The organism is Arthrobacter sp. P1_A5, assembly GCF_056406825.1.
Window position 1 is genome coordinate 13,687 of record NZ_JBFTZL010000004.1, and the last position, 19,418, is coordinate 33,104.

General features: G+C 64.4%; 21 protein-coding genes. 8 read left to right on the plus strand and 13 right to left on the minus strand.

Features of this window, described 5'->3' with window-relative positions; all coding sequences use genetic code 11:
* Positions 1-209 precede the first annotated feature (209 nt).
* Together AC1D1S_RS01990 and AC1D1S_RS01995 are read left to right on the plus strand one after the other, a co-directional pair.
* Positions 210-1,955, plus strand: a complete 1,746-nt coding sequence (locus tag AC1D1S_RS01990) for an AMP-binding protein (protein ID WP_476993596.1) — start codon at positions 210-212, stop codon at positions 1,953-1,955.
* 2 nt (positions 1,956-1,957) lie between these two features.
* Positions 1,958-2,464 carry a MarR family winged helix-turn-helix transcriptional regulator gene (locus tag AC1D1S_RS01995; protein ID WP_028277447.1) on the plus strand — a complete coding sequence of 169 codons (507 nt, stop codon included), beginning with the start codon at positions 1,958-1,960 and terminating at the stop codon, positions 2,462-2,464.
* A 61-nt stretch (positions 2,465-2,525) separates the two neighbouring features.
* On the opposite strand, the gene AC1D1S_RS02000 is transcribed toward AC1D1S_RS01995, so the two are convergent.
* The 5 genes from AC1D1S_RS02000 to AC1D1S_RS02020 all read right to left on the minus strand — a co-directional run bounded on the left by AC1D1S_RS02000 (position 2,526) and on the right by AC1D1S_RS02020 (position 6,631).
* Positions 2,526-2,786 (minus strand): hypothetical protein, encoded by a 261-nt coding sequence (locus AC1D1S_RS02000; protein WP_243181412.1) that lies wholly within the window; start codon positions 2,784-2,786, stop codon positions 2,526-2,528.
* 334 nt (positions 2,787-3,120) lie between these two features.
* Positions 3,121-3,288, minus strand: coding sequence for a hypothetical protein (locus tag AC1D1S_RS02005; protein ID WP_476943359.1), 168 nt, complete (start codon positions 3,286-3,288; stop codon positions 3,121-3,123).
* A gap of 1,029 nt (positions 3,289-4,317) precedes the next feature.
* Entirely contained in the window at positions 4,318-5,172 is an 855-nt protein-coding gene (locus tag AC1D1S_RS02010) for an anti-sigma factor (RefSeq protein ID WP_476993597.1), read from the minus strand.
* Positions 5,159-5,731: an RNA polymerase sigma factor gene (locus tag AC1D1S_RS02015; RefSeq protein WP_476943360.1), complete on the minus strand. Its 573-nt coding sequence runs from the start codon at positions 5,729-5,731 to the stop codon at positions 5,159-5,161. The genes AC1D1S_RS02010 and AC1D1S_RS02015 overlap by 14 nt, the downstream gene beginning before the upstream one ends.
* A gap of 183 nt (positions 5,732-5,914) precedes the next feature.
* The gene (locus tag AC1D1S_RS02020) at positions 5,915-6,631 is read right to left on the minus strand and encodes a DUF4397 domain-containing protein (RefSeq protein ID WP_243181408.1); all 717 of its coding nucleotides are present in this window, start codon (positions 6,629-6,631) and stop codon (positions 5,915-5,917) included.
* Positions 6,632-7,779: 1,148 nt separating this feature from the next.
* Between AC1D1S_RS02020 and AC1D1S_RS02025 the strand changes: the two genes are divergently transcribed.
* Positions 7,780-8,940, plus strand: coding sequence for an alkaline phosphatase family protein (locus AC1D1S_RS02025; RefSeq protein WP_243181407.1), 1,161 nt, complete (start codon positions 7,780-7,782; stop codon positions 8,938-8,940).
* A 681-nt stretch (positions 8,941-9,621) separates the two neighbouring features.
* Here AC1D1S_RS02025 and AC1D1S_RS02030 read toward each other — a convergent pair.
* The 4 genes from AC1D1S_RS02030 to AC1D1S_RS02045 form a co-directional block, all read right to left on the minus strand.
* Positions 9,622-10,794, minus strand: coding sequence for a YihY/virulence factor BrkB family protein (locus AC1D1S_RS02030; protein ID WP_476943361.1), 1,173 nt, complete (start codon positions 10,792-10,794; stop codon positions 9,622-9,624).
* 86 nt (positions 10,795-10,880) lie between these two features.
* Complete coding sequence (locus AC1D1S_RS02035; protein WP_476943362.1) at positions 10,881-11,468, minus strand: DUF3618 domain-containing protein; 588 nt, start codon at positions 11,466-11,468, stop codon at positions 10,881-10,883.
* An 18-nt stretch (positions 11,469-11,486) separates the two neighbouring features.
* Positions 11,487-11,897, minus strand: coding sequence for a phage holin family protein (locus AC1D1S_RS02040; RefSeq protein ID WP_476943371.1), 411 nt, complete (start codon positions 11,895-11,897; stop codon positions 11,487-11,489).
* Between the two features lie 8 nt (positions 11,898-11,905).
* Positions 11,906-12,694, minus strand: coding sequence for a hypothetical protein (locus AC1D1S_RS02045; RefSeq protein ID WP_476943363.1), 789 nt, complete (start codon positions 12,692-12,694; stop codon positions 11,906-11,908).
* 266 nt (positions 12,695-12,960) lie between these two features.
* Between AC1D1S_RS02045 and AC1D1S_RS02050 the strand changes: the two genes are divergently transcribed.
* On the plus strand, positions 12,961-13,767 hold the full coding sequence (locus tag AC1D1S_RS02050) for a DUF2382 domain-containing protein (protein WP_476993598.1): 807 nt from the start codon (positions 12,961-12,963) through the stop codon (positions 13,765-13,767).
* 93 nt (positions 13,768-13,860) lie between these two features.
* On the plus strand, positions 13,861-14,310 hold the full coding sequence (locus AC1D1S_RS02055; protein WP_243181401.1) for a MarR family winged helix-turn-helix transcriptional regulator: 450 nt from the start codon (positions 13,861-13,863) through the stop codon (positions 14,308-14,310).
* Between the two features lie 272 nt (positions 14,311-14,582).
* Here AC1D1S_RS02055 and AC1D1S_RS02060 read toward each other — a convergent pair whose 3' ends face one another.
* Complete coding sequence (locus tag AC1D1S_RS02060) at positions 14,583-14,747, minus strand: hypothetical protein (protein ID WP_476943365.1); 165 nt, start codon at positions 14,745-14,747, stop codon at positions 14,583-14,585.
* Positions 14,748-15,221: 474 nt separating this feature from the next.
* Here AC1D1S_RS02060 and AC1D1S_RS02065 point away from each other — a divergent pair, with 474 nt between their 5' ends.
* Complete coding sequence (locus AC1D1S_RS02065; RefSeq protein ID WP_476993599.1) at positions 15,222-16,007, plus strand: hypothetical protein; 786 nt, start codon at positions 15,222-15,224, stop codon at positions 16,005-16,007.
* A gap of 223 nt (positions 16,008-16,230) precedes the next feature.
* Here AC1D1S_RS02065 and AC1D1S_RS02070 read toward each other — a convergent pair whose 3' ends face one another.
* A complete protein-coding gene (locus AC1D1S_RS02070) occupies positions 16,231-16,947 on the minus strand; it encodes a hypothetical protein (protein ID WP_243181398.1) in 717 nt (238 codons plus the stop codon).
* Positions 16,944-17,330, minus strand: coding sequence for a PadR family transcriptional regulator (locus tag AC1D1S_RS02075; RefSeq protein ID WP_243181397.1), 387 nt, complete (start codon positions 17,328-17,330; stop codon positions 16,944-16,946). The genes AC1D1S_RS02070 and AC1D1S_RS02075 overlap by 4 nt, the downstream gene beginning before the upstream one ends.
* Positions 17,331-17,413: 83 nt before the next feature.
* On the opposite strand from AC1D1S_RS02075, the gene AC1D1S_RS02080 reads away from it, so the two are divergent.
* Positions 17,414-17,863 (plus strand): recombinase family protein, encoded by a 450-nt coding sequence (locus tag AC1D1S_RS02080; protein ID WP_476943367.1) that lies wholly within the window; start codon positions 17,414-17,416, stop codon positions 17,861-17,863.
* 69 nt (positions 17,864-17,932) lie between these two features.
* Here the strand turns inward: AC1D1S_RS02080 and AC1D1S_RS02085 are convergent, their stop codons facing one another.
* Positions 17,933-18,745 (minus strand): helix-turn-helix transcriptional regulator, encoded by an 813-nt coding sequence (locus AC1D1S_RS02085; protein ID WP_476943368.1) that lies wholly within the window; start codon positions 18,743-18,745, stop codon positions 17,933-17,935.
* 73 nt (positions 18,746-18,818) lie between these two features.
* Between AC1D1S_RS02085 and AC1D1S_RS02090 the strand changes: the two genes are divergently transcribed.
* The gene (locus AC1D1S_RS02090; protein WP_476993600.1) at positions 18,819-19,331 is read left to right on the plus strand and encodes a VOC family protein; all 513 of its coding nucleotides are present in this window, start codon (positions 18,819-18,821) and stop codon (positions 19,329-19,331) included.
* The last annotated feature ends 87 nt before the right edge of the window (positions 19,332-19,418 follow it).

Here is a 19,418-nt window from a genome sequence, read left to right on the forward strand (position 1 = left end):
CGTCCTTGTGGCTGCACGGGCACGTATCCCTTCGTCATGCAACGCCTGCAGAGCAGCGTCGCCCTTCCAAACCCTTGGATGTCCTAGTATATTGCACAGTGACGGGGATCACTAGGCAGGCACCGTGCCGGGCCGGTGGATCCCAGGCAACGGCGCCGTGCCACCGACCGCCCGGAACGGCAGCGCCAGAGGACTTCGAAAGGTGCAACATGACCGTGACTGAGGAATTCCGGGCCGCGCGAGACCGGCTGCTTGCCCTGCGCGGGGACTACGACGGCGCCCGCAACGAATTCCAGTGGCCCCGCTTTGAGGAGTTCAACTTCGCACTGGACTGGTTCGACCAGCTCGCCGCGGACCCGGCCAAGGCGGACAAGCCTGCGCTGGTGATCGTTGAACAGGACGGGTCCGCGACCCGGCGCAGCTTCGCTGACCTCTCCCGGCGCTCGTCCCAGGTGGCCAACTGGCTGCGCGGGGCAGGTGTGCGGCGCGGGGACCGGATGATCATCATGCTCGGCAACCAGGTGGAGCTCTGGGAACTGATGCTGGCCGGCATCAAGCTGGGGATCGTCATGATTCCCACCACCACACTGATGGGACCGGCCGACCTCCAGGACCGGGTGGAACGCGGCGGTGCGGCCTGGGCCGCCGTCGGCAGTGCCAACATCGCGAAGTTCGCCGACGTCGCCGGCCAGTACACGCTGATTGAAGTTGGCGCCGGCGCCGGGGACCCCGCCGCTGCCCAGGCCAATGCCCTGCAGTACTACGGGGCAGATGCTGCCGCGGCCGGTGCGGATTTCACCCCGGACGCCCCCACCCCGGCCGACGAGACGCTCCTGCTGTACTTCACCTCGGGCACCACGTCCAAGGCCAAACTCGTCGAACACACGCACACCTCCTACCCGGTGGGACATCTGTCCACGATGTTCTGGATCGGTATGGAACCGGGCGACGTGCACCTCAACGTGGCCTCGCCGGGCTGGGCCAAGCATGCCTGGTCCAATGTGTTCACCCCCTGGATCGCCGAGGCGTGCGTGTTCATTTATAACTACGAACGCTTCGACGCCAGGGCGCTCATGGAGCAGATGGACCGCGAATCCGTGACCAGCTTCTGCGCCCCGCCGACGGTCTGGCGGATGCTGATCCAGGCCGATCTCACACTGCTCAAGAATCCGCCCACCAAGGTGGTGTCCGCCGGCGAACCGCTCAACGCCGAGGTGATCGACCAGGTCCACCGCGCATGGGGGCAAACCATCCGGGACGGCTTCGGCCAAACCGAATCCACCGTGCAGATCGCGAACACGCCGGGCCAGCCGATCAAGATCGGCGCCATGGGCAAGCCGCTGCCCGGCTACGACGTCGTGCTTGTGGACCCCGCCACGGGTGAGGAGGCCGACGACGGCGAGCTCTGCCTGCGCCTCGACCCCCGCCCCGTGGGGCTCATGAAGGCGTACTACGGCGACCCGGACAAGACGGCGGAGGCTTTCCGTGACGGCTACTACCACACGGGGGACATGGCGAGCCGGGATGAGCGCGGCATCATCACGTATGTGGGCCGCGGCGACGACGTCTTCAAGTCCTCCGACTACCGGCTGTCCCCGTTCGAACTGGAGAGCGTGCTGATTGAGCACCCCGCAGTGGCGGAGGCCGCCGTCGTCCCCTCCCCTGACCCGCTCAAGCTGTCAGTGCCGAAGGCGTTTGTGGTCCTGGCCGCTGGCCACCAGCCGGGCCCCGAGCTGGCCGAAGACATCCTGCGGTACTGCCGGGAGCACCTGGCGCCGTTCAAAAGGATCCGCCGGCTGGAGTTTGCCGAGCTCCCCAAGACGATCTCCGGCAAGATCAGGCGCGTGGAGCTGCGGCACAGCGAGGAAGTGCGCCACGGCGGCGGGCCCGTCCCGGAAGGCCTCGGCATCGAGTACTCCGACTCCGATTTCCCCGGGCTCAAGGGGCAGGGCTGAACATGGGAACACCGCTGCCGCGAGATCCGATTGCCGACGCCCGGCTGAACTGGGAGCGCCACGGCTGGTCCGACGTCGCCGCCCCGATGGCCGCCATCACCGCCATCATGCGGACCCAGCAGATCCTGCTCGGCCGGATCGAGGCGGTGCTCAAGCCGTTCGGGCTCACGTTTGCCCGGTACGAGCTGCTCGCGTTGCTCAGCTTCGCCCGCAGCGGGGCGCTGCCCATGAACAAGGCGAGCGCGCTGCTGCAGGTCCATCCCACCTCCGTGACCAACGCTGTGGACCGGCTCCAGGAGGCCGGGCTGGTGATCCGCTCGCCGCACCCCACGGACGGCCGCACCACCCTGATCGAGCTCACCCCGGAAGGCCGCACCCTGGCCAAACGGGCGACGGCGGTGCTGAACTCCGAGGTCTTTGGCCAGTCCGGCTTCGCGGACCAGGACGTGGACCAGCTGATCCGGATCCTGGGCACATTCCGCCGGAACGCCGGTGATTTCAGCGGCTGACGCCCGGGTGCCGGGCGATCGGGAGCGTTCCTTCGGCGGTATTCCTTCTGCCTGCCCGGCGTCAGCTTGAGACGAACCGGCGTTCGAGGATCTGCCCGGGCCATTCCTTGACCTTGATCGTTTCGGTGCGCCGGTAGCCGGCGGATTCGTAGAAGCGGACCAGGTCGCCCTGGCCTCCCCCATAGCAGTCAACCCGCAGGAGCGGCACACCCAAGCGCTTGGTCTCGTCATCCGCCAGCCAGGCGACAGCCTCGTCGAATAACGCCAGAACGGCATACGACTGGCCCCGCCATGAGGACTGTGACTCAGAGCGTGAGCACACCCTCGGGGTGTGGATCCACACCCAGCGGTACAAAAACCGCCGCAATGAACTGGACCCCGTGAAGGTCAAACTCCTGGACGCTGCCGCTCCCGGTTGGCAGGCCGGGAGGACCGGGGGCCGCCCGCGCCGGCGGTGATCTGGAAGGCCGCGCTTCCCGGGAGGCCAGCGGCCAGGACGTCACGCCGGCTAGTACCCTTAGAGTGGTTCTCCAGTCCCCCCAGCTTGGAGAACCGGGAGCCTCCGCGCTTGAGTCCCTGGATTCGCGCGGAGGCTTTCCTCATACTCCCGACCAAGACCGCGCTCAAAGTGCCATCAAGGGCCGGGCCGGCGCACGTCAGGCGGCCGGCACGGCGCCGCGGACTCCCGCGGCCGGCCGGCCGGGAAGCGGCGTGACCTTTTCCGGGCCCTGGTGTGAGATGAGTTGAGGACCGGCAGGTGCCTCGAGCACGGCGAGCGGGAGTTCGCGGTGGACCAGGTAATCGCACGCGGCCGGGCCGGTCATCCTCAGGCCCGGGCACCTGCGTCCACGGTATTCAATGTGGACATCGGCTGCGCGCAAACCTGCTCTGAACGCCCTGCCACTAACTGGTGCAAACCCTCCAAGCCCGCACCAGCTCAGATACAAGCCATACAGTTCCTCCACGCTGAGACCGCCGTCCGGATCCGGTGCGACGCACTCAGTGAGGAAATCTTCCAGTGGTGTCTTCGTCATCGTGGCCTCCTGCATCCTGGCGGCAAAGCCGCTCAAATGAAACAGCAACAGCATGAATGTGAAGCATGACCAACCCAGAAACACTAAAAAATCTAGAAGCACCAATCCCCACTGTCAACCAGATTTTCCGGAGCGAGCCAGGCCTGCCCGCACGGAGCCGTGGGGCAGTCCACAACCCTGAAGGAGAGCCGCAGCAAGGCCCGCAGGGGTTGTGCCCACTGGGGTCAGGTGGAGCCCTCCGCGCAGCTCAGGCTGTCCCCATTGGCGTGCAACCCGTTGATTGTCGGAGCCCTCCCCCATACTGAATCCAGCGGCTGAGAAGTATCGGTAATCCGTTGAGTAGCTTCTCAACGAATAGCCTCCGAATTCGCCCGGTTAGCGGTCCTCGGCGTCACCCAGAGCTGGTAGCGGACTACCTCCCGCCGGAAGATGAACCAGATCCACGCCAACAGCAGCATCCCAACTCCAAGGTCCACACTGTTTCCCGTTCCCGTTGAATCGATCCCTGTCCCGGGTACCAATACGATGTATAGGCCAACGGAACCCAGGAGCGCGCGCACTGCGAGACTTAGCTGCCGGTGCCGGGGACGCCAATTGGTGTGGCCCCACCGCAAGGAGGAGCGCTCCGCTAGAACCCGCCTGCCACAGCCAATGCCAAGAGCGATGCGCCGGACAGGACCAGCAGGGGTTCGTGCATGGAATCCTCTTCGAAGATACTGAGGCCAGACTACAAGTGGCCGACAACGGTTCTGAACGCTGGGACGGCGAGAAGCCCAGGGTAAAGATTCTTCCGGGGCGGACGGTCCGGCCCCCGCAGGGTCAGTTTTTCAGGTTGAGCTTTCCGCGGGCGATGCTGTCGGCGGAGTGGGCGGGATCCCCGTTGTACGGCTGATTGGAGATGTCGACGATGGGGTACTGGGCCAGGTCGATGCCGGCAGGGATGGTGAAGTTGCCGGATTCGTTGGCGAGGACGCCGAGGCTGACCATTTTGGTCAGGTCGGCGGAACCGACCCACACTCCCCGGAATCCCGTGATGTGGTCGTTGGAGAGCCGGATCATCAGTTGGCGGGTTCCATCCGGGAGTTGCTCCACCCGCGCGTCTCCGCTGCCGGTGTGCGCGGGCAGGGGGGACAGGGACGTTTGGGCGAGGACAATGGATGCTGGAGCCGTCTGGGTGGAGGAAGGGGACGGCGTGCCGGTGTGTCCGATGACTCCGGCGGCGACCCATCCGGCGGCCGTGCCGAGAATGATGCCGGCCGCGGCCGCCATCATCCAGAGTCCGGGACGGGCGGCCCGGTTTTTGGCGCTGGGCCGAATGGGAGCCGGTGCCGACGCTGTCTTGCTGCCATGGTTCAGGGGCGCTTGCGCCGTGGCCGGGTCGATGGCCGACCGCTCCGGAGGTGCACCGCGCGGTACGGAGTGCTGGTGCAGGGGATCCGTCGCCAGCGCCGGGGAGAGCCCGAGGGCCTGATGGATGGCGGTCCAGTTCTGGCTGCCGGGTTTTTCGAGTTCAACGCCTCCCGGGTCGAGGGTGGCAATGTGYACGGCGTGCCGCAGCCCTCGCAGGGTATCGCTGCACGTGGGGCAGCCGGCGAGGTGGGCGGCGTCGGCGTCTGTGCCTACGGGCTCGCCCAGGGCCAGCAGACTGAGAAGGTCCGCGTCAAGGTGTTCCATGTTCCACCTCCAGGCGGGTGCGCAAACGGGCGAGGCTGCGCCGGATGTGGCTTTTGACGGTGCCGAGCGGCAGGTTGAGGCGCGATGAGATTTGGTCGTGGGTCAGGTCTTCATAGAATGCCAGCCGCATTATTGCTTGCTGTGGGTCCCCTAATTTTTCCAGTTCTTCGTCCAGGGTTAGGCGGTCGGCGACCTCGTCGACGTCCCCCGCATCTGGCTGGGTGGCGGGGTCAACGACCAGGAGCGTGGCCGCTTGTTCGAGATGACGCTGGCGCGCGCGGGCGGACAACGCGTCGGAGATGGCATTGCGCGTGATCCCGATCAGCCAGGCTGGCAGCCGTGCCGCCTCAGGCCGGTAAGTGGTCCGTGATTTCCAAGCGCGGATGAAGACCTCCTGGGTGACGTCGTCGGCAGCGGCACGCTCTCCTAGGGATCTCAGCGCCAGCGTGTAGACCAGCGGACCAAACCGTCGGTATGCCTCCGCGAGGGCGCGTTCGTCGCCGCCGACAAATGCGCGATCGAGACCGGGGTCCCAGTCATGCGTTGCGGCAGCCTCCATCGGGCGCTCCTTTGAGCGATAAGCGGCCCTGTTGACCCACATTATGCCGCTAACGCGGGAGCTCCGCCACGGTCGAATGGCGGCGGTGGTCCGGGACGTCATTTCGCACGCCTGCCGGTGGGGCCGCAGTCGAAGCGGTCCCACCGGGCAAGAGGACGTGATGGCGGCACGAGCCCTAGGAGCCTACTCGTCGTCGCACTCGTCTCCTTGCGAGGCGGAGTCCACAACCTGTACGGCGACTTTGAGGTTCTTGGCGGCGAGGCTGCCCCAGGCGTAGACGATAGTGTTTTTCCCCTCGGTGATCCGGACGTTGGCCGGGCCGATCAGCGGGGACGTGGTTCCGGCCGCTGCGACCGACGCGGAGACAGTACCGGCCTTAAGGGTGAGGGTCTTTTGATGCGGGTTGGTGAGTTCTTTGACGACGGCGGTCCTTCCGGCGAGGACGTCGACGGCCGGGGCCGCGGCAACGTGCCGGACGGTCAGCTTGCCCTTTCCATCCGGGCTGGTCGAGGTGTCATTGGTGAAAAGTGTGGCCGTCGGTTTGCCGTTGGCGGCCAGGTGCGCGACCGCGGTGTAGTCCTGGCCTGCTTCCAGGTCGACCGTGACGGGGCCAATGACGGGGTTGGCCGCGCTGGTGGCGTTCGCCCCGGTGATGGCAATCTTGTGGTCTCCGTCGGGGACGTTCAACGGCCCGGCCACCTTCCCCGGCGTGAAGTTGTCCAGGGCGCGCTTGCCGTCGACCCAGACGTCCACGGTCAGGCCCGGGACGCCATGGAGGACGGACAGTTTCGCTGTGCCTTCGTCGTGGTGGTGCCAGGTGCCGGCCTGGGCGGGGGCAGCCAGGGTCAGTGCTGCCAGCAGCGTCATCGCTCCGGCGGCTGCAGTAAGTGTCTTGCGCATTTCCAACTCCTCATAAGGTGCCCGCATGGGGCGGTGGTTGTGCTTACACCCTTACTACCGGCCAAAGCCCGTACCCGGATGCACCCGCATGGAAGTTTTTTAACGGACCGGCTGCCTGGCGCAGGGGTATGGTTCCGCGGTCCACAGCGTAACCGGGCTGATTTACCACGCGGGGGCACCCTGCCCGCGTCCGCTTCTACGATCGGACCTTGCATCGCACGCGGCGCGGAGGGTGCGGGCCGTCAGGACGGGGGAATTTGGGTGGAGGAGGCGGTGCCAGCGGTGTTCTAATTGCTTGATGCGACGAAATCCGGCCCAGTTGGGGCCGGTTTGATCAGCTAGCCGATGCCACGCAGGGTGTGGAACTTGGGGGGCCGGCGGCGTTGGTCTTCCGCCGGAGATAGGAGATGTAGAGCTCGACGTTGTTGCCGCGCCGGTCGGGGTTTTCCGGGCCAGACGTGGTTCACGATTTCGGCCTTGCGCACGACGTTCCCGGGTATTCCATCAGCAGCTCCTTCTCCCCCACCATGTTCTTTTGCCTGCTGGCGGAGCATCGCGGAGCTGTGCCCGACGKAGCCCGCGCAACCCGAAGGGCAAGCACCTGATGGATTGCGGGGAGGAAATAAGCGCAGCGCCGACCACAACGCATCCGGTGCGCGGTCGTCCGCAGGACGGTTGCGCCCGTGTAGCGGGCACGTATGATCCAACGGACAGCAGCAAAAAGAATGAAAATGCTTGTGCTGTCCGAGCGCAGCGAGGCCCGTTTTGCCCTTGATGGGATCCGGGACGGCCTGGGGGTGATTCCCGGCGAGATCGTTCCGGATTCCTGGTCCTGGACGATATGAACCCGGGGTTCCAGTCCTACGTCAGCGAGCACCACAGTTCATATCGTCTAGGCCAGCGGGAGCTGAAGATGTCGTTCTGAACGGAGCCCACCGAGACGGGGTGGACGGTAGTCACATGCGTGACGTTCACGAACGAGAGTCGACCAGTCTTCTTCGACATCATTTACACCTATGCAACGTGGGCCCGCAGGGTTCCACAGGTATTACTCAGCGCGTACAGACAAAATGTTGATTCTAGCTGGGCATCAAACGCCACTTGGTAATCGGTCCGCCGGGGGCTGGGCCAGAGAGAAGCCGGAACGGATGAGCCGAAATACCTTCAAAATTCTGGGGCTGGACAGCGCGGCGCGACCCGCGGCGCTGATTCTCGCTGCGACCCTCGCGGTCGCGGCCACGGCCTGTGAGCCCACCCCGCCAGGAGGCGGGCCATCGCCGGGGCAGGACAAGACAACGGCCGCCCCCGGAACTCCTGCGACAACCCCCTCTGCAGAACCCACACAGGCCCAGGGGAAGCCCGGCCACGTCTTCGTGATCAACCTGGAGAACCACGATTACAACGATGTCTGGGGTGCTGGTTCGGCGGCCCCTTACTTGTCGAAGACCCTGCGCGCCGAGGGTGTGCTGCTCTCCCGGTACTACGGGATAGACCACAATTCCCTCCCGGACTACCTGGCCCAGATTTCGGGGCAGGGCTCGAACGCCATGACGCGCGCCGATTGCCCGGTGTATGCCGGGTTCAAACAAACCGGAACATCCGAACTTAGCCAGGTGCAGGGTACCGGCTGTGTGTACCCGGCCTCGGTTCCGACGCTTGCAGGCCAGCTCAGTTCCGCCGGCAAGACCTGGAAAGGCTACATGGAGGACATGGGCACTCCCTGCCAGCATCCCGAGCCCGGCTCTAAGGACGATCACCACAAGGCGAAGGAGGGCGACCAATACGCAACGCGCCACAACCCGTTCGTGTATTTTGAGGAAATAACATCGTCCCCGGACTGCCAGAAAAACGTGGTGGATTACACCCACTTCGCCGATGACCTGAAGTCCACGGACGCGACACCGAACCTTTCCTTCATCACACCCAACCTGTGCAATGACGGGCACGACAGCCCCTGCGTCGACGGGAACCCGGGCGGTCTCGAAAGCGCCGACGGCTGGCTGCAGCAGCAGGTTCCGGCCATCCTCGACTCCCCGGCCTACAAACAGGACGGGATGCTGGTGATCACCTTCGACGAAACCGAAGCCAAGACCTCCGGCCCGTCGGGCATCCCCGGGGGCACGGCCGGCGGCCGGGTCGGGGCGCTGGTGATCTCGCCGTTCACCAAGGGGGGCACGACGTCGGACAGGATGTACAACCACTACAGCCTGCTTGCCAGCATCGAGGACATCTTTTCAGTACCCAGGCTCGGCTACGCAGGCGCGCCGGGGCTGAACAGCTTCGGCCCGGACGTCTTCAACGCCCTGTAATCGCCCGTGGCACCGAATCTCCAAGCATCGCCGCTCCCCCGACCCGGGGCTCCCACACGGCAAGAAAAACCGCAGCTTCAGAACCTACTGTTGCGTTGTGGCACAGCAGCCCAGTCAGGGGCACGCCACAACGTCATTCAACCTCAGAATGACGAAGCGCACCCCAGAGACCGGCTCCACCTTCCTTAAAGATGGAGCCGGCCTGAGCGGCCCACCGAGAAACGCGCGGAGCGATGCCCTGCAGATAGCGATCGACTTCGCTCAACGGCAGCACGGGCTCTCAATGAAGGTGCTGAATTGGGTCCGCACATGCAGCGAAGTAGGACGTTTGTCTCCCGGAGAGGCCCACAAAAGGTATCCCCCAGGCTCCAGCGAGGATTCGGCTGCTGACCTACTCACCGCCACGCCTGCTGTGACTTTGCAGACGTCCGGCGCGCGCAAGCTACGCGGACTGATTGTATCCGCGCGCCGCCCGAGTCTGTACCTAGGACGCGTGCTGGCTTCGTGAGTCCAAGTAAGCAGCCCTTGTGCGCTCCGATGGCCCAGCGCGTCAGCTTAGGACCGGGGGCGAGGACCCCTAATACCCGGGCATTTTGTGCCGCCGCCGGCTGTAACCCTGCGGCTGATGTTGTCCGTAAGGGGGAGCCAATCCATTCGCTCTGGTCGGGGCAACTTTCCGTGTCAGGTGCGGTCCATTCTGCTCGAGCCTCGGTGTGGAGCGCTCCGGTCGTCGTGGTTCTGCTGTTCCCTCCCGGCGGCGTCGGCGCGCTGTTCGCGGAGTTCGCGGCCGCGGCGGATATCCTCTTCTTCGCGGGCTTGAATCTTGTCGCTTTGTTTGGTGTCGCGGGGCGGCAGCTGGATGGTCTTTTCGGCTTCGATGCCGGACTGGAGCTGGCGGCCGCGTTCCGTTTCGGCGTCGAACTCGGCACCGAACAACAGGGACATGTTCAGTATCCAGAGCCACAGCAGCGAGATGATCACGCCGCCGATAGTGCCGTAGGTCTGGTTGTAACTGCTGAAGTTGCCTACGTAGAACCCGAAGGCCACGGAGGCGAGCAGGAAGATCACTAAGGCCATCAGGGACCCGATGCTCATCCAGCGGAACTTGGGCTGCTTCACGTTAGGCGTGGCGTAGTAAAGGATGGCGATCACGACGATAACCAGGAGCAGCACCACGGGCCATTTCGCAATGTCCCAGACGGTCACGAAGGCCCCGCCGAGGCCGACCGCGTTCCCGACGGATTCTGCCACGGGGCCGGTCAGGACCAGCATGAGGGCGAGGAGGGCGACAATCATCACGGTGACGACGGTGACACCGAGCATGGTGCTCCGGAGTTTGATGAAGGGCCTGCCTTCGTCAACTTCGTAGATCCGGTTCATTGCCCGGCCAAACGCGCCCACGTAGCCCGAGGCGGACCAGAGCGCGACGAGAATGCCAATGAGCAGCGTAAATCCGGCCGAGGAGGAACTGGTGAGCTGCTCGAGGGGCGCCCGGACGGCGTTCACCGACTCGGCAGGGGCGAAGCGCTGAACGATCTCGAGCAGCGTTGCAGTGGTCTTCTCGGCTTGCCCGAAGATGCCAAGCAGGGACACGAAGGCCAACAGGGCAGGAAAAAACGAGAGTACCGCGTAGTAGGTCAGGGCCGCGGCGAGGTCGGGGCACTGGTCCTTGGTGAACTCCCGCAGGGTCTTCTTGGCGATGTACCGCCACGAGTGTTTGGTGACATCGGCGGGGCTGTCGGGCTTGCGGGGATCGTCGGGGGCGGGCGCCGTGTGGGCTTTGGCCGTGCTGCTCTCCCCTGTCTCGGCGTCGGTGGCGGTGCCATCTTCTGCATTGGAAAGGTTCTTGGCCATGGAAATTTTCCTTCGTGAAGTTAAGTGCAGAGGCCGGCCGCCCAGCGCATCAGCGGGGGCAGCCGGCCGGATCCTGATCAGAGCCCTTAGGCCTGCTGCACGTTGTCCTTGGCCTCGGTGGCCCGGTCCTTGACGTCCGCCACGGCACCCTGGCCTTCGGCCTTGACATGATCGGTGGCGTCGACGGCGGTGGCTTTGACGTTCGCCACGGCCTCCTGGGCCGGTTCCTTCAGCCCTTCGGCCACGTGCTTCGCCGCCTCGGTCAGTTCCGTGGTGAGCGGCTCCGCGGCCGTCTTAAGAGCATCCGCGGCCTCGCGCTCCTTCTGGCTGGCCGGGATCAGGGCAGAGACCAGCAGCCCGGCGCCGAACGCGATCAGACCTGCCGCCAGCGGGTTGCCCTGCGTCCTGGCCTTGACCTGCGCAGGGGCGTCGCCGACGTGCGTACCGGTACTGGCCGTGGCCGAGTGCACGTTGCCGGCAGTGTGGTCCGCTGCGCCCATGACTTTCTCCTTTACTCCAAAGACGGCGTCCTTGACGTTCTCTTTGACTTTGTCAGTTTGCCGCTGGACGATGTGCGACGGTGTGACCTTGTCCGCTACGGCATCGACGTTGGTACCCAGCCGGGCACGGGTTGCTTCGATATCTGCTCGGATGACATCCGGGTTTTCACTCATCGTGTTTCCTCGCTGAATCTAGGTGTTGGGTTTGAGCGTGGGCGGGATTTCCTGCAACGTCTCAGTGGTCTGGGGCATCCCCTTGACCGCCTTGAGTTCCTTGCGTCCGGTCGAGGACAGGATCGCGGCAACGGCGCCCCAGATCACGGCGAGAACCACGGCGGACCAGGCAGGCCCAATGACGTAGCCCAGAGCCCACCAGAGCGCCAGGGACAGGAACAGGAGCACGAAATGTCCAGCGACGGCGGCGCCCGCCAGCATCCCCGCACCCTTACCGGCCCGCTCGGCCGACTGCTTGAACTCGACCTTGGCCAGCTCGACTTCCTGCCGCATCAGCGTGGACATGTCCCGTGTGACATCACCCAGGAGATCGCCGAGGGAGGCGGATTCCGCTTTCGCCTGTGCGGCTGTGGGAGGTGGCTCCGGCATCTGGCTGCTCACAGCTGACCACCCTCCCGGTTCGGAAAGGGAACGTTGTCCCGAATGGATCCGTCGGCTGCGGTACCCGGCGGCAGGGTGTGGGCCGAAACGGGACCCGCTGTGCCGGGGAGGGCCGGTTCGTCGAAGAAGCGGTCACCGGAGCCGGCGGCGATGACGGTTTCCTGGTGGGCGGGGGGCGTTGCCGGGGTCGAGAGACGAGCGGGTTTCGACGCCGCCTGCTGCGTGTCCGGGGCTCCGGCTTGCAGGCTTCGTCCCAGCCGGCCGGCGAGCAATCCGGCGCCGGCTGCGACCAGGAGGAATGTCCCCGGCCGCTGCCGTGCGAACGACTTCACTTCCTCCAGCAGGGATCCGGGATCCCGGTTTTCAAGCCAGGAAGCCACGGACTGTGACCGTTCGGCGGCCTGACGGATGAGGTCAGCCGCGACGCCGGGCTCCTCGGATGCGTCTGCCATGGTGTGCAGCTGCGAAGAGAGGGTGCGGATTCCCTTGGCGGCTTTCTGCTGCTGCGCGCCTGCCTGATCCGTCAGGTCTGCCTTTGCCTGGTAAAGGAGATCCTTGGCGTTTGTCTTCGCCTCTGCCGCGACATTGGCAGCCTCGGCCTGGGCGGTTTCGGCCACGTTCTTCGCTCTCCCTGCAGCGTGTCCCGCCACTGCGGCGGCTTCATCCTTTGCTGCTTCTTTCGTGGAGGGAGAGCTTTCCACTCCACCGGAGGGCGCTGCCACGGTATGCGCATACTCGCCCGTGGGCGGCTCTGGAGTGGCCTGGGTCCATTGATTCTCTGTCATCGTTGCTCTCTTTCAGGAAGGGCCCGCCGGCGAATGTGGAACGCGCGGCACCGGATGAATTAGGCCAGATGAATTAGTAAGCACGGCTACCAATTAGATAGTAAGCATACTTTCCGTTTGTTGCGCAAGAGGTGCCGGTCGGAACAAGAAAAAATAGTAAGTAGGCTTGCCAAACTGTTACTAAGCATGCTTATGGTGGGGTCCTGCAGCGTTCCACCCGAAGGTGCTGCAGTCCCAAACCGCATCACAGATCCAAGGAGACATTCATGCTCGCCAAGGAACATATCGATGACCTGCTTCGGCGCAACGGAAGCGTCCTGTCCACTGACGGGGACAAGATCGGGTCCATCGGCCAGGTTTACGCGGACGACGACAACGGCCAGCCCACGTGGGTCACGGCCAAGACCGGATTGTTTGGCACGTCCGAATCCTTCGTCCCGCTGGAAGGAGCCCGTACCGAAGGCGGCGACCTCGTCGTCCCGTACACCAAGGACCAGGTCAAGGATGCGCCCCGGGTGGACACCGACGGGCACCTTGAACGCGCCGAAGAGGACCGGCTCTATGCCCACTACGGCATCGGCGACGGGAACCGGACGTACACCGATGCGGCAGCCGGTCGGGACGGGGACTACCGCGACGCAGACTACGCGGACACCGGCGGGGGCGCCGTGGGGCGCGACACCTCGGGACCCACCACCGACGATGCCATGACCCGTTCGGAGGAACGCCTGAACGTCGGCACCGAACGGCAGGCTGCCGGACGGGTGCGGCTGCGCAAGTACGTCACCACTGAAAATGTCACCCAGACCGTTCCCGTGGAGCGTGAAGAGGTCCGCCTCGAACGTGAGCCCATCACGGACGCCAACCGCGGGTCGGCGCTGTCCGGCCCGGACATCAGCGAGGAAGAACACGAGGTCGTCCTCCACGAGGAACGCCCCGTTGTTGAGAAGGAAACCGTCCCGGTCGAACGGGTCCGTCTCAATACGGAAACCGTGACCGACGAAGTAACCGTCGATGAGGACATCCGCAAGGAACGGATCGAAACCGACGGCGACGACGGCACGCGCCGATAGCGGTCGTGGGCGGGCCAGGGGTACGGCTAACGCCGGACCCCTGGCCTGCCCCTTCTGGTTGATCCTCGTCCCGCTCACGGAAGGCCGTAATCGATGCCCCTCGACCCCCAGGTCAACGCCCGGGACGGCTACCTGCTCCTCTCTACGGCGGCGCGCCTGGTTCAGCGCCGCCTCGATGAGGCACTTGCCCCGCTGGGCCTGACCCGGGCCGCAGTCATCGCCCTCCAAGCCGTATCACCCCACCCCATGAACCAAGAACAGCTCGCCGCGAAGGTCCAGGTTCAAAGCCAGACCCTGGGCCGCGTGCTGGCCCGTCTGGAGGCGGGAGGCCTGATCACGAGGACACGAAACCCCCATGACCGGCGGCAATTCCAGGTAGAGATAACTGACGCCGGGGAAGCGGCACTCAAAGCAGCCCTCGAGGCTGAAAGCGCCGCCGTCTCGCCAGACTTCGACGGATGGGAAAACCTTCTCGAACAACTCTCCCGGTTCGTGAACACCTTCCAAGATCCCCGACAAGCGCAGGGTCCGCCCCGCAACTGACACGACACACTGTCAGGTGGGACGCCCTCACGGGTCCATGCCGGGAGAAACCACGGCGCCCGCTCCTCCGATTTCCCGATTGATCCATTGGGCCCGGGGCAGGGCTTGTTCGTGGGCTTCGGGGTCCAGGAACGGAGCCGGAGGCCTACGGATCTACCTCCCGCCCGCCGGGCACATCTGGGTGCTGCACCCGGCCTCACGGCCTACGACGAACCGGTACGACAGACACGGAAAACAGATCATTCTGCGCAACAACGCGTTCAGGAAAGCCGTCAGCCACGGCGAAGGAATTCATCTACGGCACCCAGCCCTTCCTGCTGCAGCCTCCGTGCCAGCTCACCGAACTGGATGGCCAATTCGGCGCTGACGCGGATGGCCAAGGACCCTGCCTCGACGCGCCCTGCGAGGAACGGGTGATCCGTGCTCAGTCTGCTCACCGGGCGGAAGAAAATCGATTCTGACGTCGCTTCGGGAGAGTTCCCCCCGCCACGTCGATGTCCTGCAAAACTCCACCGCACCTTTTAATAGGACACCCCCGCTGATCCATGCTGTCCAGCCGTAGTGCTAGACCCATGGCCCGGCGCCTTCTTCACCCCCGGTTGACGCCGTTTCGTCTGCACACATATGAACTCGAAGCAGCGGAGCCTCAGGCCGCGCGGCCGCAATAACCAACTGGCGGGAGGGGAAGCAGGGGGCCCAAGACCGGCTTAGTCCGTCTTGCGTGTTTCGGCCTAAACGCCCGGTCCGCGGCCTTCACACCGACTCGGCTCGACCACCAGACACTAGGTCGGGCCCAAAAGCCCCTCGTGAACCGGGCTGAGTGCGCAGTTTTAATAGCGTCCGGCACGGTTCACCCGGGGAGTGAGCCTAGTAGAAGTGGGCCCGGCAGATCACTTAAGGGAGGATGCGTGATGGGCAGCGCAAGCGGTCCTGATGATGCGCGACGGCTCGACGCAGACTGGGACGGCACTCCTGAACCCCTGGATCAAACGGAAAGTCGCGCTTCTGACCACAGTGCTGACGCCCTCTACGAAGAGACGGACCGTGTTTTCGCCGATGGGGAGAACGACGGGTACTTCGATGAAACAGGCCGCCCGGTCGACGGCATGTTGCCGGAAGACCCGGCCACCGCTGTCCGTGAAACCGTGGTCGCCCGAGAAGAGGAGCGGTTCGGCGGCATCAAGATCGGCTCGGCCTTCTTCGGCTGGCTGGTCTCGACCGCAATGGCTGTTTTGCTAGTTGCTCTGGTTGCGGCGGCCGGCAGGGCCGGTATTTTGCCCGTCACGGACCCGCTCGCCCGAGCCGGCCAGAAATCGTCAGATGACATGACCGGTATGTTCATACTTCTGTCGCTCCAGTTCCTCGCCTATTTTTCGGGTGGCTACGTGGCAGGACGGATGGCGCGTTTCAACGGCGTCGGCCAGGGGCTCATGGTCTGGCTGTGGGGCGTCATCGGATCCGGTGCGGGGGCACTGCTGGCGTTCATGGGACAATTCAATGTCCTGACCACGATCAACAGTTTCCTTCGCCTACCATTGGTCGAGGGGCCGCTCAGTCTAGATGGCGTCATTGCGGCCATCGCGGTGGCCGCCATAGCCCTGATAGGCGCCGTGCTGGGCGGACTCACCGGGGTTCACTACCACCGGAAAGTGGACCGTGTGGGCTTTACTCCGACAGAGGAGTACTACCAGCCCTAGGACGCACCTTTCCCGTGCGGTACCAGGACTGGCGAGTTTGAGCAGTTACTGCTGGCTCCCGCTCTGAGCCTGCCCTGCTGGAACGGCATTCCTCCCCTTCGCTCTGCTTTGGCCTGTGAGTCGCAGCGCTAAATGGCCGCGTTTTCACAGCGCTATTTGTGGCCTTTGCTGCACGTAAGCCGATCCCCCACCGCGACAGGATGCTTGCAGGCATCCCGCTGATCTAGCGGAATGACAGCGCGAGGCCGAGCATGGCGATGGCGAGTATTGGGAACAACCAGTTAGTTATCTGAACGATTGCCCGCGCGCCTCTTCCGGTGATGTCCGTCGTCCCGGAGAGCGGATCGGTGATGTCGTTGTCGTCCTCGGAGTGGGCTGACCGGATGGTGTTCATGGTTGAAAGTGCCACCATCACGAGAGCGCTGCCTATGAGCCAGGGCAGCGGGTCGATCGCCAGCCATGCTTCGGCCCGGCTCGAAGGGGTCGCGAAGGCTGAGAGGAGACCTGACAGGACGCAAATAGCGGTGATTCCGATACAGACCCAGATGCGCCGTATGAAGGCGTCGAGGTAGAGCGGCAGGAAGGCCAGGAAAACGACTGGTGTAGCGAGGAGGGCTAGCTGCGCCGGTGAAACCAGCAGCGGTTCCGACCGTGTCCAGGACACCATTGCCTGATTGAAGAGCAGGAAGGCCAGGAGTCCGAGCAGTGACGGCCAGAGTGCTTTTCGCACCCAGTCGTGCTTCGGCTCGGACGGGAGTTCAAGCGCGGCAGCGTAGTCTCGGGCTGGCCCGAACGCTTCCTCGGCCCGTTGGCCGGTGTCGCCGAGGAGCTCCCTTGTGCTTGCGATGGTGTCTCCGATGGCGCTCCCGTGCACCTGGCGTAGACGTAGCTCCATGACGAGCTGGTCGAACCATTTCTTATCGTTGGTCTGCTGCGTCATGCGGGGATCTCCTTCGTGAGCCGCTCGGGGTCGAGGTAATGGGTGCTGGTGACGGCGAAGCGGAGCCAGTCAGCGCTCAGGCGGGTGAGTTCGGCGCGGCCCTGATCTGTCAGCGCGAAATACTTGCGGCCGGGACCGCCGTCGCCGGCCCGCCATTCCGTGGTTACCAGGCCGGCAGTCTCGTATCGGGTGAGGAGTGGGTACAGGGTCCCGCCCTTTATGGTGCCGAACCCATGGTGCTCTAGTTCGCTGATGATCGCGTATCCATAAGAGGGCCCGGCGGATAGTGCACGGAGCGCAAGGAAGCCAAGCGTGGCCCGGAGCCAATCACTTGGCCAGTCCGCGCTTCCTGTGGGTTGCGGATCAGAGGCAGGAACATTCATGACTAGATCTTCTATCTAAGTAGTTAGCCTGTCAAGACCACTTCCAGCTGGGCGTGGATGGGCACCGGGTGCGACACCAGCACATGCCCGTAAGCCGGTCCCCCACCGCGACACCCTCGACCCGCTCCCCCGCCGTGAAAATCCCATACAGATGCTGGGATCCAGGATTCGCGTATACCCCGCCCGCAAAACTGTCCCGCTTAGGTGACTCAACAGCTGCAGTTGCACCCACAACTGCGCACATCCTCGGCTACGGCCGGGCGTCCACGAATGACCAGGATCTGACCGCGCAGCGCCACGGCCTAGCCGCCCTTGGCGTCCCCGTTGAGCGGATCTACGTCGACCACGGACTGACCGGCAGAAACAAGGAACGGCCCGGACTCGGCGAAACCGTGACTTTCGGCGCTATTTGGCGTCGTTTTGTGATCGCTAAATGGCGCCCAGAGCACGGCGCGAGGGCCTGGCCTAATCCCTCCGTCTCGTATCCCTGGGGTTTTGAGGCACAAAGGTTTCGAGACACCGAATCGGGTTAAGAGAACGAGTCGGCTGAGAGGGAACGTCTAGTGGAAACTTCTCGCCTAAGGGCAGCAGCGCGCGTGGACCTAATCCCCGTCCTGATTCCCGGCACGATCCTGGAGGACTGACCGCCGGTACGTGCTTGGCGTGAATCCCAGGGTCTTTTGGAAGTCGTTCGTCAGATGGGCATGGTCGGTGTAGCCGAATTCGGCAGCTATCCCCGCGAGGTCTGCAGCCTGGTCGGTCCGTGACCGATCAGCGGCCTCCTGCAGGCGGCGCCGTCGAATGAGCGCGGACGGGCTCAGGCCGATGTACTTCCCCGCCACCCGTTGAAGGGTTCTCGGCGACACAAACAGACGCGCCGCAACGTCCTCAATGCGGAGCACGTCGCTGCACGTTCCGATAATGTCCATCATCGCGTTGGCAAGAATGCCCTCCTCTGACACCTCCGGACGCTGCGCTACCAGCCAACCAGCGAAAGCCTCCACAGCGTGTTGCCGACGCTCCTGTGGATCGGGTCCGCCCATGGGCTCCGACACTGAGGCATGCAGATCCGCAAGCGGCAGTGGCAGCTGGGAATCCCGCAGGCTCCCTGGATCGTGCGTGAAACGCGGAACCAGCGCGGGACGCAGGAGAGCCCCCACCGCCCAGCCCCGGCCTGTGAGGTCGCGATGTGATCCACGTGTTGTCGGGCCTGCGAACTCAACACGATCCTTCTGGACAACAAGGTTGGATGCAGGGAATGCGATCAGATGCTGGCGTGACGTGTGCCCCGGCTCAATGTCCCATTCGGGGATCCAAAACCACTGCACCAGGTCCGACACGGACTCCGGCGCGGGCACACGGTGAAACGTGGGAAGCCGGGCAGGGTAGAGGATTCCCTTGAACGAAACCACCATGGGCGGATACTCCTTATCCAGGCTGTCGCAATTCACCAAGCCGCTGGGCGGACGCGTGCGTACCGTGAGATCTATGAGTGATACTACAAGCCCCGAACTGACCGCAGCCGCCGACGGCAAGCACACAACATCCGGCATCCCGCACGGCTTCACGAGCCTCACGCCATTCCTTGCGATTCCCTCGGCGAAGGAGGCGATCACGTTCTACCAGGACGTTTTCGGCGCCCGCACCGTCAATGCGACCGAGATCGGCGGAATGGTGGTCCACGCCGAGCTGGACTTCGGTCAGGGACGGCTCCAAATCGGTGAGCCCAACCCGGACTACCACCTCGTCCCGGCGCCGAACGGCGAGGATGATTGCTACTCCGTCGGCTTCTACTGCGCGGATGCGGACGCCCGCGTCGCGCGCGCCGAGCGGGCAGGAGCTACCATCCGGGAGCCGCTGTCCACCTTTGTGTCAGGAGACCGATTCGCCAGCATCCGCGACCCCTACGGTGTGCGCTGGTCCATCATGACTCGGGTCGAGGACCTCTCCGAAGAGGAATGCACACAGCGCGTTGCCGGCTGGGCCGCCAAGCAAAGCTGAACCGGCGCATCCCAGCCCACAACTTTCATCACGATCGGTGTCACAACAAAGACTTTCGCTACGGCTCACAGGGGCTGACAGAGGCTG